This is a genomic window from Carnobacterium sp. AT7 (genome assembly GCF_000171855.1).
Taxonomy (GTDB): Bacteria; Bacillota; Bacilli; order Lactobacillales; family Carnobacteriaceae; genus Carnobacterium_B; species Carnobacterium_B jeotgali.
The window spans coordinates 33687-48439 of record NZ_ABHH01000011.1 but is presented as its reverse complement, the minus strand read 5'-3'; the positions used below and the strand labels follow the sequence as shown (position 1 = coordinate 48439).

Below are 14753 nucleotides of genomic sequence, written 5' to 3'. Positions count from 1 at the left end.
TATGGATTATTTTAAAAAATCAAAATTAATGTTTTGGACAGTTTGGCTACTAGTTAGTGCAACATTAGTTTATATGAGTACAAAAATTGACTTCATTTTCCAACCTTTGACGACATTTGTTTCGACATTGTTTACACCAATTATTATAGCGGGTTTTTTATACTACTTGTTAAACCCATTAATAGGACAATTAGAGAAAATTAAAATTAAGCGGAAATATGGTATCATAATTGTTTTCCTATTATTTTTAGGCTTCATAGTATTCTTAGCCATTTCAGTGATACCTAATTTGATAGAACAATTGGGACAATTGATTACGAGCATACCGTCAGTTCTAAAAAAATTAGAAGAGTACTCTAATGAACTTCTGCAAAAACCGATGCTTAAAAATTTCGACTTGGAAAAAAGCATAGGCAAGATGGACCTGTCCATCGAGAACATTGCAAATACAATATTTACTACATTGACTGCAAGCGTAGGTTCTTTGATAGGAGCTTTAGCGAATACAACAATTGTAATCTTTACGGTTCCAATTATTTTGTTTTACATGTTTAAAGATGGGAAACATTTCCGTCCAGCAGTCGCAAAATTCTTTCCAAAAGATTACCGTGGACAAATGATTGAACTGTTAGGTCAAATGAATGAAACCATTGCGTCATACATTAGTGGACAAGCACTCGTTTGTTTATTTGTAGCAGTATTTACTTATTTAGGCTACATGATTACAGGGATGCCTTACGGGTTATTGTTGGGAATCATCGCAGGAGTAACCAACATTATCCCTTACATCGGACCCTATATTGGTGCAGCTCCGGCAGTCATCATTGCGTTAACTATTTCACCAACACAAGCACTTTTAGTAGTTTTAGTGGTATTAGTTGTCCAACAAATTGATGGTAATTTCATCTCACCAAATGTGATTGGGAAAACTTTATCAATTCATCCTTTAACGATTATTATCATCTTATTAGTTGCGGGAAATATTGCTGGAATCCTTGGCATGATTTTAGGGGTTCCAACCTACGCTGTTGTTAAGACAATAGTTGTTTATTTAAGGGATATGTTTATGATTAGAAAAAAACATGCTTCAACTTAAAAAAAAATTGTAAATTGTTGTTTTCTTTATAGAGTTTGTGATATAGTGTTCACAGTGAAAGTATGAACATTATATCACAACTTTTTCGTGAAATAATTACCGACACAAAACTAAAAGGCCTTATAGGAGGATACAAAAATGAAAGTAGTCGTTATCGGATGTACACATGCTGGGACATCAGCTGTTAAAACAATTTTAAAAGAAAATCCGTCTGTAGAAATTTCTGTTTTTGAAAGAAATGATAATGTTTCATTCTTATCTTGTGGAATTGCAATGTATGTTGGTGGAGTTGTAAAAGATCCAGCTGGCTTATTCTATTCAAACCCCGAAGAATTAACTCAATTGGGTGCGAACATTAAAATGGAACACAATGTTAAAAGTATTGATACAGTAGCTAAAAAAGTAGTGGTAGAAAATATGAATACTGGTGAAGTATTCGAAGAGACTTATGATAAATTAGTTAATACAACAGGTTCTTGGCCTATTACACCACCAATCCCTGGTATTGAAACTAAAAATGTTTTATTATGTAAAAACTACAATCAAGCCGAAGAAGTTATCAAACAAAACCAAACTGCTAAAAAAGTGGTTATCGTTGGTGGAGGATACATTGGTATTGAATTAGTAGAAGCTTTTGAACAATCTGGAAAAGAAGTTACATTGATTGATGGGCTAGACCGTATTCTTAACAAATATTTAGATCCAGAGTTTACAGATGTGTTAGAAAGTACTTTAGAAGAACGCGGAATCAAATTAGCATTGAACCAAGCTGTTACTTCTTTTAATGCTGATGAAAATGGTTCTGTTAAATCTGTCACAACTCCAAATGGAGAATATGAAGCAGATTTAGTTATTCTATGTGTGGGCTTCCGTCCAAACAATGAATTGTTAAAAGGTAAAGTTGACATGATGCCAAATGGCGCAATCCTTGTTGATGATTACATGAGAACAAGTGATAAAGATATCTATGCAGCTGGAGACAGTTGTGCAGTTCATTACAATCCAAATGGCGGTGCTGCTTATATTCCTTTAGCAACGAATGCTGTTCGTATGGGTACTTTAGTAGGGAAAAACATCATTGAACCTAAAGTAAGATACAGAGGAACACAATCGACTTCAGGCCTTTACTTGTTTGGATATAACATTGGTTCAACTGGGGTAAATGTAAATAGTGCTGCACACTTTGGTTTAGATGTTCGCGCAGTTTTCGTTAAAGACAACTACCGTCCAGAATTTATGCCAACAACTGAAGAAGTCTTTATGAAATTAGTTTATGAAGTAGGCACAAACCGCATCGTTGGTGGACAAATTATGTCTAAATATGATGTGACAGCTTCTGCTAATACACTATCATTAGCAATTCAAAATAAAATGACGATTGAAGATCTTGCTTATGTTGATTTCTTCTTCCAACCTTATTTTGACCGTCCTTGGAACTACTTGAATATTTTAGCTCAAGCTGCTTGTGAACAAGAAGACCAATTAGCTAAATAATTCAGCTGAATAAAGTTTATTAGTTGGACTTGATAGGTACAATGATTCATAATAAAATGGAAAAAAAGGATCTGAGATTTCTTTCTCAGATCCTTTTTTAGGTAAATGAATAGGAGGAAAAAAGATGAAACTAAATAAAAAAATTATTTCGGGTATCATTGCTATAGTTCTTTTCTTTACGGGATCATATGTTATAGACCAAGAAGAGGAAAAATCTACTACTATAACAAATGATCAAGTGGCAGTTGAACTTGAGAGAGTGATAGATGGCGATACAATAGTATTTACTGAAAACAACGAAGAAAAAAAATTACGGTTACTTCTGATCGATACTCCAGAAAGTAGCACAACAAAAACAGGATCTGCACAGCCATATGGTGTAGAAGCAAAGAGTTTCTTGACAAATTTTTTGAAAGGAAAAGAGTTAGCGATAGAATATGACCCATCTCATGAGAAGGTGGATGATTATGAAAGAGTGCTAGCGTACCTTTACGCTGATGGAGAATTAGTACAAGAAGTATTGGTTGAAGAAGGTTTAGCACGCGTAGGATATGAAAATGGAGATGAGCTTTACTTAGGGAGACTTGAAAAAGCCGAACAAAAAGCTAGTGCAGCAGAAGTGAATATTTGGTCCGTTAAAGGGTATGTTAAAGAATACGGATTTAATAAATAGCGAATAGGGTATAAAATACCCTACTAAATATGCTATAATAATTGGGTTAATGATATAAGCTGCCCTTATTAAGGGCGTTATTGACTAAGGATATTGAGACAAGTGAATCAGAGTAAATAAAAAGACTTAAATGAGGGATAAATAATGGAAGACTATTTAAAAAAGGAAGTAGAGTCACGAAAAACATTTGCAATTATTTCCCATCCAGATGCTGGTAAAACAACAATTACTGAACAATTGTTGTTATTTGGTGGAGCAATTCGCCAAGCGGGTACGGTAAAAGGGAAAAAATCAGGAAAATTTGCTAAATCAGATTGGATGGAAATTGAGAAACAACGTGGGATTTCTGTTACTAGTTCTGTTATGCAATTTGATTATAAAGATAAAAGAATCAATATCTTGGATACACCAGGACATGAAGATTTTTCTGAAGATACGTATCGTACATTGATGGCAGTTGATAGTGCAGTAATGGTTATTGATAGCGCAAAAGGTATTGAGCCTCAGACAAAAAAATTATTTAAAGTTTGTCGTATGCGTGGCATTCCTATATTCACATTTATCAACAAATTAGACCGTGATGGCAGAGAGCCGTTGGAATTATTAGAAGAGTTAGAAGAAGTTTTAGAAATTGATTCTTATCCAATGAATTGGCCTATTGGCATGGGTAAAGGATTATTAGGTCTATATGATAATTACAATAAAACTATTGAGGTTCATCGTCCTGAAATCAATGGTTTAAATGGACAAAAGGTCGTCCCATTGAATGAAGATGGGGAGATTGAGGGAGATCATCCCATTAAGAAATCAAGCTTATATACTCAAGCTTTGGAAGATATTGAATTATTGAATGTTGCAGGAAATGAATTTTCAGAAGAAAAAATTGCTTCTGGTAAACTGACACCGGTATTCTTTGGATCAGCATTGACAAACTTCGGTGTAGAGACATTTTTAAACACATTTATCAATTTTGCTCCAAGTCCATCAGCTCATGATACAGTTGATGGTGAAAAAATTGAACCAACGACTAATGAATTTTCTGGCTTTATTTTTAAAATTCAAGCTAATATGAATCCTGCTCATCGAGATCGAATCGCGTTTGTGCGTATTTGTTCAGGAACATTTGATCGTGGAATAGATGTAACATTATCAAGAACAAATAAAAAAATTAAATTGTCGAATTCTACTCAATTTATGGCTGAAACCCGCGAGATTGTACAGCATGCTGTTGCAGGAGATATTATTGGTCTTTACGATACAGGTAATTTCCAAATTGGCGATACAATTTTCGAAGGTAAATTAAATGTGGAATACGAAAAACTTCCTCAATTTACTCCTGAAATGTTCATGAAAGTACATGCTAAAAATGTAATGAAGCAAAAATCATTCCATAAAGGCGTGCAACAATTGGTTCAAGAAGGAGCTATTCAACTGTATAAAACATTTCACACTGAAGATTATATTGTTGGAGCAGTTGGTCAACTACAATTTGAAGTATTTCAATACCGTATGTTAAATGAGTACAATTCTGAAATTGTTATGACACCTATGGGGAATAAAATTGCTCGTTGGATTCGACCGGAAGATTTGGACGAAAATATGTCTTCAAGCCGTAATTTACTAGTACGTGATCGATTTGATAACCCGCTATTCTTATTTGAAAATCAATTTGCGATGCGTTGGTTTGCAGATAAGTATCCTGATGTAGAGTTAACATCCTTGTTATAAAAAAAATAAAAAACAAGCCATTCTATTTTGAATCTAGAATGGTTTGTTTTTTTTAGTTATTTAGCAAATGAAGTAAAAGTTTCAAAAGAAATTTATTATTAAACAGACAAACCTATGCCACCAATAACTTCTACTCATCAAATAAACTTATCAATCAATAATAAAAAATAAGATCTTAAAGGATTGCTTGAAATAAAAGATGGTTACCATTAAAGTTGAGTTATAACTTTAATAAGCTTTTAAACATTAGTCTTCAACAGGAATGGATAACTCAACAATGTGTGGTGCATGTAGAATGTCAACATTATCTAAAGTTGTTTCAAGAATATTTTCTATTGCAAAGCTGATTTCCGCATTCTTTATATTGCGCACTTTGTTTAGTAAAAGAACGTCTTTATGTGTTGCAGCACCAGAATAAATGACTGTAGTAGGTCCTAAAGAAAAAACCTTTACAAAATTAGCATCAGTATTTCCCAGCTGTTCCATTACAAGTTCAGAATGATTATTTGTAACGTCTATTAGTTTCATAATCTTTCACCTCTTCTTTTACCGTTCATTTACAAATATTATATAATTAAAAACCCAACAATTCAAAACATTTTACTTCTTAATCCTACATATTAAGAAATAGTAACTAAAGAGTGCTTTAATTCATAATAAGGAGGTTGTTTTTTGAATATTTATAAATTTATAGCACAAATTTCTAATCGATTTTCAACAATCCAATTGATTGTATTGTATTATTTTATGGTTGTTATAGTTGCTAGCATTCTGTTAGTTTTGCCGATCTTCAGAGATCCAGGAGCTGATATTTCTTTTATTGATTTGATTTTTACAGCAGTGAGTACTGTTAGTGTAACGGGATTAGCAACTATAAATTTAGGAGAAACGTTTAACGTTGCTGGTATTATTCTTTTACAGTGTTTATTTATGTTAGGAAGTTTAGGTGTGATGATGATATCCACTTCTTTTATGCTTATCAGAAGAAAAAAGGTTTCGTTAAAGCAACGACAACTCATCATGACAGATATGAATCAGCCAAAATTAAGTGGTACTGTTCGATTAATACGCACGACCATCCTCATTATTCTTGGTTTTGAATTTGTGGGTGGAGTGATTCTGAGCACATATTTTTATATATTTTCCGACTGGCCTTTAAAAGAAGTTTTATTTCATGGGTTTTTTACAAGCTTTTCAGCAGTGGCCAATGTGGGTGTAGACCTTACCGGACAAATGTTGATTCCTTTTCATAACGATTATTTTGTTCAACTAATTATTATGCTTTTAATCGTTGTAGGAGGGATTGGTTTTCCAGTATTATTAGAAGTTAAAGATTTTTTGCAATACCGTAGAACCAAAAAAGTCCTTCCATTTCGGTTTTCATTGTTTAGTAAAATCACCGTTTCTTCCTTTTTTATTTTATTATTCGGGGGAGCACTTTGTATTTGGCTTTTAGAGTATAATCAATTTTTTAAAGGGATGACTTTTACTGAGAGTGCCTTTTATTCTTTTTTCTATTCGGTTACAACGAGAAATGCAGGACTAATGACAACCTCGCTCGGTAATTTTAGTGAAGGGACATTGTTACTATTTTCTATCTTAATGTTTATCGGAGCAAGTCCTAGTTCTGTAGGTGGAGGAATACGAACAACAACATTAGCTATTGTCGTTGTTTACTTAATTTCTTTTATTAGGGGACACGATCAAGTCGCTTTATTTAGACGGAGAATTGGTCGAGATGATGTTCAAAAATCGATTGCTGTTTTCATATTATCTATGACGTTATGCATGATTAGTATACTGGTCTTGAGTGTCAGTGAATCGCACGAACTAATTACTTTGATTGTAGAAGTGACCTCTGCATTTGGGACAACAGGATTGTCGTTAGGCATAACACCAACACTAACAGTGTTAGGAAAACTAATTATTATTATTTTAATGTTTGTAGGAAGAATAGGAATGTTGTACATGGTGATGTTGTTAGTTCCAAAACATAAAGAAGATAAGAATTATCATTATCCGACTGAAAAAATTATTATAGGCTAACTTGTTTTAAAGGTTGTCTAATCAGTAGTCTATTCAAAAAAGCAGCTCGCAATCATAATGATTGCGAGCTGCTTTTTTTAGGTTAAAATTAGTTCGTTAAAAAGCTAATCTTTAGCATCTGATTCTTCAACTGATTCAGAAGTGGATTCTGCTAAGATAACCTCTTTTGCTTCTACAACAATCAATCCTTCATGATCAGTTTTTGCAATTAATTCTTTTACAGAAGGGTAATCAAGATAGAAGTCAGCGATACGATCTTCTATTTGTTCTTGAATGACACGACGTAAAGGACGAGCACCCAATTTTGGATCGTACCCTAATTCAGCTAATTTTTCTTTAGCAGATTGCGTTACTTCGATAGTGATGCCTTGATTTTCAAGCATATCATTTACATCTTTTATCAATAAATCAACGATAAACAATAAGTTTTCTTTTGTAAGAGAATTGAATTCAACAATTCCGTCAAAACGATTAATAAATTCTGGCTTAAAGTAATCTGTTAAGTGATTTAATACAGAATTTTGAGTACCAGAAGTGGTTGCGCCAAAGCCTACGCTTGCTTCTACTGTTCCTGTACCCGCATTGCTTGTCATAATGATAATTGTATCTTTAAAGCTGACAGTACGACCTTGAGCATCCGTTAATCTACCATCATCTAGAATTTGTAAAAACATATGAAGCACATCAGGATGAGCTTTTTCAATTTCATCTAATAAAATAATGCTGTAAGGATTGTGGCGTACTTTTTCGGTCAGTTGACCCGCTTCGTCATAACCGACATATCCAGGAGGAGAACCGATTAATTTAGAAACACTGTGTTTTTCCATATACTCACTCATATCAAAACGAATATAAGCTTCTTTGTTTCCAAATAGTTCCAGTGCTAGTTGTTTAGCTAATTCAGTTTTTCCGACACCGGTAGGACCAACGAAAAGGAAAGAACCAATTGGGCGGCTTTTATTATTAAAACCAATCCGGCTTCTGCGAATAGCTCTAGAAACTTTATCGATTGCTTCGTCTTGTCCAATAACATGTTTTTTAAGATCATGACCTAGATTACGCAACTGTTCTTGTTCTTTTTCTTTTAATTCACCTACTGGAATGTTAGTTTTTCTTTCAATAATTTCAATCATATCTTTTTCGGTTACGATAGGCTCATCTGAATCTGGGCTTTGTTGATCTCTCATATCAGAGAATTTTTTAGCTTGATCACGGTAAAAAGCCGCTTTTTCATAATCTTCTTGTTGTAAAGCGGCCTGTTTTTGTTGAGCAGCTTCTGCAATTTTATCTTCTATTTGTTTCGGATCCACTACTTGTATGGTTAAGTTTTTCTTAGAACCCGTTTCATCTAACAAATCGATTGCTTTGTCAGGTAGAAAGCGGTCTTGAATGTAACGATTCGATAAAGTTACAGCACTTGTAATTGCTTCATCAGTATAATGAACATGATGATAATCTTCATATTTCTTTTGAAGACCTTTGAGAATAGTAATCGTTTCGTCTACAGAAGGTTCACTAACTCGAACGGGTTGCATCCGGCGTTCTAAAGCAGCATCTTTTTCAATTGTACGATATTCTCTTAAGGTTGTTGCTCCAACCATTTGCAATTCACCACGAGCGAGTGCTGGCTTAAGCATATTGCCTGCATCCATACTGCCTTCTGCACTTCCGGCTCCAACAATTTCGTGAACTTCGTCAATAAATAAAATAATTTGTGGATTTTTCTTTAATTCATCCATCAATTGTTGCATGCGTTCTTCAAATTGACCACGAATGCCTGTACCTTGAACTAAAGAAGCAACATCTAATCGAATAACATCTTTGCCTAATAGTTTTTGCGGTACATCTCCGTCTACAATTTTTTGGGCTAAACCTTCTACAACAGCTGTTTTACCAACACCAGGTTCACCTGTTAAGACAGGATTATTTTTAGTGCGGCGATTTAAAATCTCAATTACGCGTTCAATTTCTTTGTCTCGTCCGATAACAGGATCTATCGCACCAGTCCGTGCTAATTCTGTTAAATTTGTTCCAAACTCGCCTAAAAGTCCAGGCTTCTTATTAATAGGTGGTTGTCCGCCAGCTCCATTTTGAGTAGGAGGGGTATTAGAGTTACTTTGTTGGTTATTATTATTTTGAGCATTTTGCATAGAACGGAAAAATTGATCTAAATTGCCAAAACCAAAAGGGTCTTGCGGTGTGCGGTTGTTTTTGATTTCGCCTCGGTTTTGACTATCTTTAATAAGTTGATAACAGTTTTGACAAACATCTAATTGACCTTTTTGGCCATTCATATTGGTATATAAATGGATAGTTGCTTCACGTTGATTGCAATTTTGACAGAACATTTTAACACAACCTTTCATTTAATAGGTTAGTAAAGTAGGTACAGTTAAGTCTTAGTTGACCATTACTGACCTTTCTGGTTACTATTATACACTGACCTATTTTGACATTCAAGTAATTGATACTATTTTTTTTTGCTTTTTTAGCTCAAATTATTTATGATTGAATTTGTAAACTAATAGTAAAGGAAGGTTTAATTATGACCAAAGAAGAATTACAAAATCAACTAAAAGAACTGATCCAAGGAACTATAGATAGCCTAATGATTGAAAAAAAAGATTTTATGACGTTTCGAGAAATTTGGATTAATCATGAAGAGAAAGAATCTATCGTTGGTGAGGCTTTGCATAACGGAAATATTATTTATCGGTATAGGTCAAAGTAAAAAGTTGTAGAGGCAATTTGGAGAAAATAGTTGTTTAAATAGTAAAAAAATGGTAGTCTTATAAGTTGTAAGGGCTGTATCGAATGTTTTTGCTGGAAAGAATGTAATTGACAGTTTAAACTGGATGTAGTTCTCAAAAATAATATATATTAAAGGGGATTTTTAATTATGGAAAAACGCGAATTTCACGTAATAGCTGAAACAGGTATCCATGCACGTCCAGCAACATTGCTAGTACAAACAGCAAGCAAATATAGCTCAGATATTAACTTAGAATATAAAGGTAAATCTGTTAACTTAAAATCAATCATGGGCGTTATGTCTCTAGGTGTTGGCCAAGGTGCTGATGTTGTTATTTCTGCTGACGGTTCTGATGAAGCTGAAGCTCTTGCTGGAATCGAAGAAACAATGAAGAAAGAAGGCTTGGCTGAATAATGGTTGAAAAATTAAATGGGATCGCAGCAAGTGACGGTATTGCAGTAGCAAGAGCTTACTTACTAACTGAACCCGATTTAACTTTCAACAAAATTTCAGTTGAGAACTCTGACTCAGAGATTGACCGGTTAAAATCGGCATTAAAAGAGGCATCAAAAGAACTTGAGATTATTCGAACTAAAGCAGCTCAATCTTTAGGAGAAGAAGAAGCTCAAGTTTTTGATGCGCATTTAATGGTTTTATCTGACCCAGAATTAATCGGGAGCATTGAAAGCTCTATTAATGATAACAAAATCAATGCAGAGAGTGCATTGAAAGAAGTAACAGATATGTTTATCGGTATGTTTGAAGCCATGGAAGACAATCCTTACATGCGTGAACGTGCTTCTGATATCAAGGATGTTACTAAACGAGTGTTGAGTCACTTATTAGGTGTCAAACTTCCTAATCCTTCAATGATTGATGAAGAAGTAATTGTAGTTGCACATGACTTAACACCAAGTGATACAGCTCAATTAAATCGTGAATTTGTAAAAGCCTTTGTTACTGACATTGGTGGACGCACTTCACATTCAGCTATTATGGCTCGTTCGTTAGAAATTCCTGCAATCGTAGGAACGAAAGATATTACTTCTTTAGTTAAAGAAGGAGATCTTATCATCATTGATGGTTTAGAAGGCGATGTAATCGTTCATCCTGAAGCATCTGATGTTGAAACTTATGAAACAAAAGCGCAAGCTTTTGCAGATCAAAAAGCTGAGTGGGACAAATTGAAAAATGAAAAAACAATAACTGCAGATGGCAAGCATATCGAACTAGCTGCAAATATTGGTACTCCTAAAGATTTAGTAGGAGTAAAAAACAACGGTGGAGAAGCTGTTGGACTATACCGTACAGAATTCCTTTATATGGACTCTCCTGATTTTCCTTCTGAGGAAGATCAATTTAAAGCTTATAAAGAAGTTTTAGAAGGTATGGAAGGTAAAGCTGTTGTTGTTCGTACAATGGATATTGGCGGAGACAAAGAATTGCCTTACCTAACATTGCCACATGAAATGAATCCATTCTTAGGATACCGTGCAATTCGTATTTGTTTAGCACAACCGGATATGTTTAGAACACAATTACGTGCATTATTACGTGCGTCTGTTTTTGGACAATTACGTATTATGTTCCCAATGATTGCAACTTTACAAGAGTTCCGTCAAGCTAAAGGAATGCTTATGGAAGAAAAAGCAAAATTAGTAAGTGAAGGCGTGGAAGTTTCAGAAAATATCGAAGTTGGTATTATGATTGAAATCCCTGCTGCTGCTGTTATTGCAGATAAATTTGCTAAAGAAGTTGATTTCTTCAGTATTGGTACTAATGACTTGATTCAATATACAATGGCTGCTGACCGCATGAACGAACGCGTTTCTTACCTTTACCAACCATATAACCCATCAATTTTACGTTTAATTAAAAATGTAATTGATGCTTCTCATAAAGAAGGAAAATGGACTGGCATGTGTGGAGAAATGGCTGGAGATCAAACGGCTGTACCGCTTCTTGTAGGATTAGGATTAGACGAATTTTCTATGAGTGCTTCAAGTATTCTTAAAACACGTAGTCTAATGAAACGTTTGGATACAAAACAAATGGCTGAATTAGCTGATAAAGCAATCAATGATTGTGATACTGCTGATGAAGTTGCAGAACTTGTTAAAACGTATACTAAATAAAAACAAAGAGACGCAAGAATCAATTGATTCTTGTGTTTTTTTTAGCGAGTTTTTTATTAAATAAATGCGTTCTATTTGCAAGAACTGATATACTAGAGGTATGTTGAACATAAGGAGAGGATATTAATGAAAAAAACTATTGGATTTATTGGAACTGGGGTAATGGGTTCTTCAATCGTAAAACATTTGTTAACAGCTGACTATTCAGTTACAGTATACAATCGCACAAAAAGTAAGGCTGACGAATTGATTCGTTTAGGAGCAAAATGGGCAGACTCACCAGCTGAAGTAACTGAAAGTAGCGATATTGTATTTACAATAGTAGGGTACCCAAAAGATGTTGAAGAAAGCTACTTTGGTGAAAATGGTATTTTTAAAACTGCTACTGAAAAACACATCTTAGTGGATATGACAACTAGTACACCAACATTAGCTAAAAAACTGTACGATGAAGGAAAAGAAAGAGGGATTGAAGTTCTAGATGCACCAGTTTCTGGAGGAGACTTAGGAGCTAAAAATGGAACGTTGACTGTTATGGTCGGTGGAGAAGAACGTACTTTTGATAAAGTAAAACCTGTTTTTGAATTATTTGCTGCTAAAGTAAACCTGCAAGGGAAAGCTGGTAGCGGGCAACATACAAAAATGGCTAATCAAATCATGATTGCTGGAACGATGATGGGAATGGCAGAATTATTGGTATATGCCAAAGCGGCGAATTTAAATCTTGAAAAAGTATTAGATACCGTTGGCGGAGGTAGTGCTCAAAACTGGTCTTTATCAAATTATGCACCAAGAATCCTTAAAGAAGATTATACAGCAGGCTTTTTTGTAAAACATTTTATCAAAGATTTGAAAATTGCATTAGATGAAGCTGAAAAACTTTCTGTAGATTTACCATCTACACGTTTAGCCAAACAATTATATGAAGAGCTGGCACAAAATGGTTTTGAAAACGATGGAACGCAAGCGATCATTAAATTATGGTGGCCAGAAGGAAAATAGTAAAAAACTAAAAACAAGCAGAAATGAAATTAGATAAATTTCATTTCTGCTTGTTTTAGTGGCTCTATACTTTTTAGTATGGATAGATGAATTTAGTTTAGGCTTAAGACGGTACCAGGGCTCTTACAAGCAAATACGTCTATTCCGAAATAATTTTTAGAAGCAGCCACACTATTTTACGAAGAGCCGTTTTAGTTTAGAAGGATAGATTTACAAAACAGAATGGTTAGTCTTGATATAACTGGTCAACCGTTCAACAGCTGTCACTAATTTTTCCATGCTCGCAGCATAACTTATACGAATGTATCCTTCACCAGCACTTCCAAAAGCAGAACCTGGAATTACTGCTAGTTTATTTTTTTCAGCTAAATCAATGCAAAATGCCATACTATTTTGTATATGCTCTTGCGGAATTTTTGCGAAGAGATAAAAAGCACCATTTGGTCGAGCGACTTCAAAACCTAATTGAGTCAACTCTTCAAAAAGATAATCTCTTCTTTTATGGTATTCTTTTTTCATCGGAAGAGCATCGTCTATCCCAACGGTCAAAGCTGCTAACGCTGCTTTTTGAGAAATAGAAGTGGCACATGTGACAAGATATTGATGAACTTTAATTATTTGTGCAGTGAGTTCTTTTGGAGCATAAATAAAACCAATTCTCCATCCAGTCATTGCATGCGATTTTGAAAGCCCATTAATTAAAATCGTTTGATTTCTTATATATTCAGCAATTGAGACATGTTCAACATCATACGTTAATTCACTATAAATTTCATCACTTATAGCAAAGATAGGGTATTTTTTTATGGTTTCAGCAAGAGCTTTTATTTCTGCTCGAGTGTAAGTTACTCCAGTCGGATTATTGGGGTAATTTAAAATGATGGCTTTTACACTTGCACCATGCTCTTCCATTGCGTCCTCAATCATCTGAGGCGTCAACACAAAGCCATTTATACTCGTATCAATGAAAATAGGCGTTGCTTGGCTCAATGTAATCAATGGTTCGTAACCAGGGAAAATAGGCGAGGGAACTAGTATTTTATCGCCAGGATTTAAAATAGACACTAAGGATGCAGAAATGGCTTCAGTAGCGCCAACAGTGACTAATACTTCTTTTTGTGGATCATAAGAGAGGTTATATTTTTTTTGAATAAAAGCTGAAGCAGCTTCACGTAATTGACTATCACCAGATGTACCTGTGTAATGTGACTCATTGTTGTTGATGGCTTCAATAGCAGCCATTTTAATATGACTCGGAGTATTGAAATCAGGTTCGCCTAAAGTTAATTTAAGAATATCTTGAATGGGTGACACACGTTCATCAAATTTTCGGATGTCTGAAATTTCAATTTTGTACGTTTGATTATTAAACTGATTAACTAATGGATTCATAACTTTTTGCGCCCCCTTTTGAATTATGTATTGCAATTATATTAACACAAGTTCTTTAGGAAATTCATTTTTTTTGGGATAAAGATTATTTTTTTATGAAAATAGAGTGAGTTTACTGTCTTTTGTATAAAATTCTGGTAGAATGATTAATGAGTTAAGTTTGAAAGGGGCACGAAACTATGACAACTTCACAATTAGTAGGAATTATTCGCCGATTGGAAGCTATGCTAGAAGATACAGAAAGTGAAGTTCAAGTTCGTCGATTTGAAAAAGAAGGAAACGAACGTTGTGTTATTACGTATGATGCAAAAACCGAAACATTTGAACTATTAGAAACATCTACTCAACAAGTATATCAATTTGATGATGTAGACTTAGTTGCTATGGAAATATTTGAATTACTTCAAGATTAATATAGCCATTTAATCGTAAAAA

At 34.2% G+C, this 14753-nt stretch carries 13 protein-coding genes; 10 read left to right on the top strand and 3 right to left on the bottom strand.

The annotated features are described in order from the left end of the window. Position 1 precedes the first annotated feature (1 nt). From CAT7_RS05860 to CAT7_RS05845, 4 genes are all read left to right on the top strand, one after another. Positions 2-1096 carry an AI-2E family transporter gene (locus CAT7_RS05860; protein WP_007723122.1) on the top strand — a complete coding sequence of 365 codons (1095 nt, stop codon included), beginning with the start codon at positions 2-4 and terminating at the stop codon, positions 1094-1096. Positions 1097-1234: 138 nt separating this feature from the next. Beyond that, positions 1235-2590 carry an FAD-dependent oxidoreductase gene (locus CAT7_RS05855; RefSeq protein WP_007723120.1) on the top strand — a complete coding sequence of 452 codons (1356 nt, stop codon included), beginning with the start codon at positions 1235-1237 and terminating at the stop codon, positions 2588-2590. 124 nt (positions 2591-2714) lie between these two features. Beyond that, positions 2715-3263, top strand: a complete 549-nt coding sequence (locus CAT7_RS05850; protein ID WP_007723118.1) for a thermonuclease family protein — start codon at positions 2715-2717, stop codon at positions 3261-3263. 144 nt (positions 3264-3407) lie between these two features. Next, on the top strand, positions 3408-4991 hold the full coding sequence (locus tag CAT7_RS05845) for a peptide chain release factor 3 (RefSeq protein WP_007723117.1): 1584 nt from the start codon (positions 3408-3410) through the stop codon (positions 4989-4991). A 246-nt stretch (positions 4992-5237) separates the two neighbouring features. Here CAT7_RS05845 and CAT7_RS05840 read toward each other — a convergent pair whose 3' ends face one another. Further along, on the bottom strand, positions 5238-5519 hold the full coding sequence (locus CAT7_RS05840) for a DUF1827 family protein (protein ID WP_007723116.1): 282 nt from the start codon (positions 5517-5519) through the stop codon (positions 5238-5240). Positions 5520-5663: 144 nt separating this feature from the next. Here CAT7_RS05840 and CAT7_RS05835 point away from each other — a divergent pair, with 144 nt between their 5' ends. Next, positions 5664-7037 carry a TrkH family potassium uptake protein gene (locus CAT7_RS05835; RefSeq protein ID WP_007723115.1) on the top strand — a complete coding sequence of 458 codons (1374 nt, stop codon included), beginning with the start codon at positions 5664-5666 and terminating at the stop codon, positions 7035-7037. Positions 7038-7141: 104 nt separating this feature from the next. Here the strand turns inward: CAT7_RS05835 and CAT7_RS05830 are convergent, their stop codons facing one another. Beyond that, the gene (locus CAT7_RS05830; RefSeq protein ID WP_007723113.1) at positions 7142-9385 is read right to left on the bottom strand and encodes an ATP-dependent Clp protease ATP-binding subunit; all 2244 of its coding nucleotides are present in this window, start codon (positions 9383-9385) and stop codon (positions 7142-7144) included. A 197-nt stretch (positions 9386-9582) separates the two neighbouring features. Here CAT7_RS05830 and CAT7_RS05825 point away from each other — a divergent pair, with 197 nt between their 5' ends. From CAT7_RS05825 to CAT7_RS05810, 4 genes are all read left to right on the top strand, one after another. Then, a complete protein-coding gene (locus tag CAT7_RS05825; protein WP_007723111.1) occupies positions 9583-9768 on the top strand; it encodes a hypothetical protein in 186 nt (61 codons plus the stop codon). Between the two features lie 168 nt (positions 9769-9936). Then, positions 9937-10203 carry a phosphocarrier protein HPr gene (locus CAT7_RS05820; RefSeq protein WP_007723107.1) on the top strand — a complete coding sequence of 89 codons (267 nt, stop codon included), beginning with the start codon at positions 9937-9939 and terminating at the stop codon, positions 10201-10203. Beyond that, on the top strand, positions 10203-11924 hold the full coding sequence (gene ptsP / locus CAT7_RS05815) for a phosphoenolpyruvate--protein phosphotransferase (protein WP_007723104.1): 1722 nt from the start codon (positions 10203-10205) through the stop codon (positions 11922-11924). The genes CAT7_RS05820 and ptsP overlap by 1 nt, the downstream gene beginning before the upstream one ends. Positions 11925-12050: 126 nt before the next feature. Beyond that, positions 12051-12926 carry an NAD(P)-dependent oxidoreductase gene (locus CAT7_RS05810; protein ID WP_007723102.1) on the top strand — a complete coding sequence of 292 codons (876 nt, stop codon included), beginning with the start codon at positions 12051-12053 and terminating at the stop codon, positions 12924-12926. Between the two features lie 210 nt (positions 12927-13136). Here the strand turns inward: CAT7_RS05810 and CAT7_RS05805 are convergent, their stop codons facing one another. Further along, a complete protein-coding gene (locus CAT7_RS05805; RefSeq protein WP_007723101.1) occupies positions 13137-14318 on the bottom strand; it encodes a pyridoxal phosphate-dependent aminotransferase in 1182 nt (393 codons plus the stop codon). A gap of 179 nt (positions 14319-14497) precedes the next feature. On the opposite strand from CAT7_RS05805, the gene CAT7_RS05800 reads away from it, so the two are divergent. Next, complete coding sequence (locus tag CAT7_RS05800; RefSeq protein ID WP_007723100.1) at positions 14498-14731, top strand: YkuJ family protein; 234 nt, start codon at positions 14498-14500, stop codon at positions 14729-14731. Positions 14732-14753: the final 22 nt, after the last annotated feature.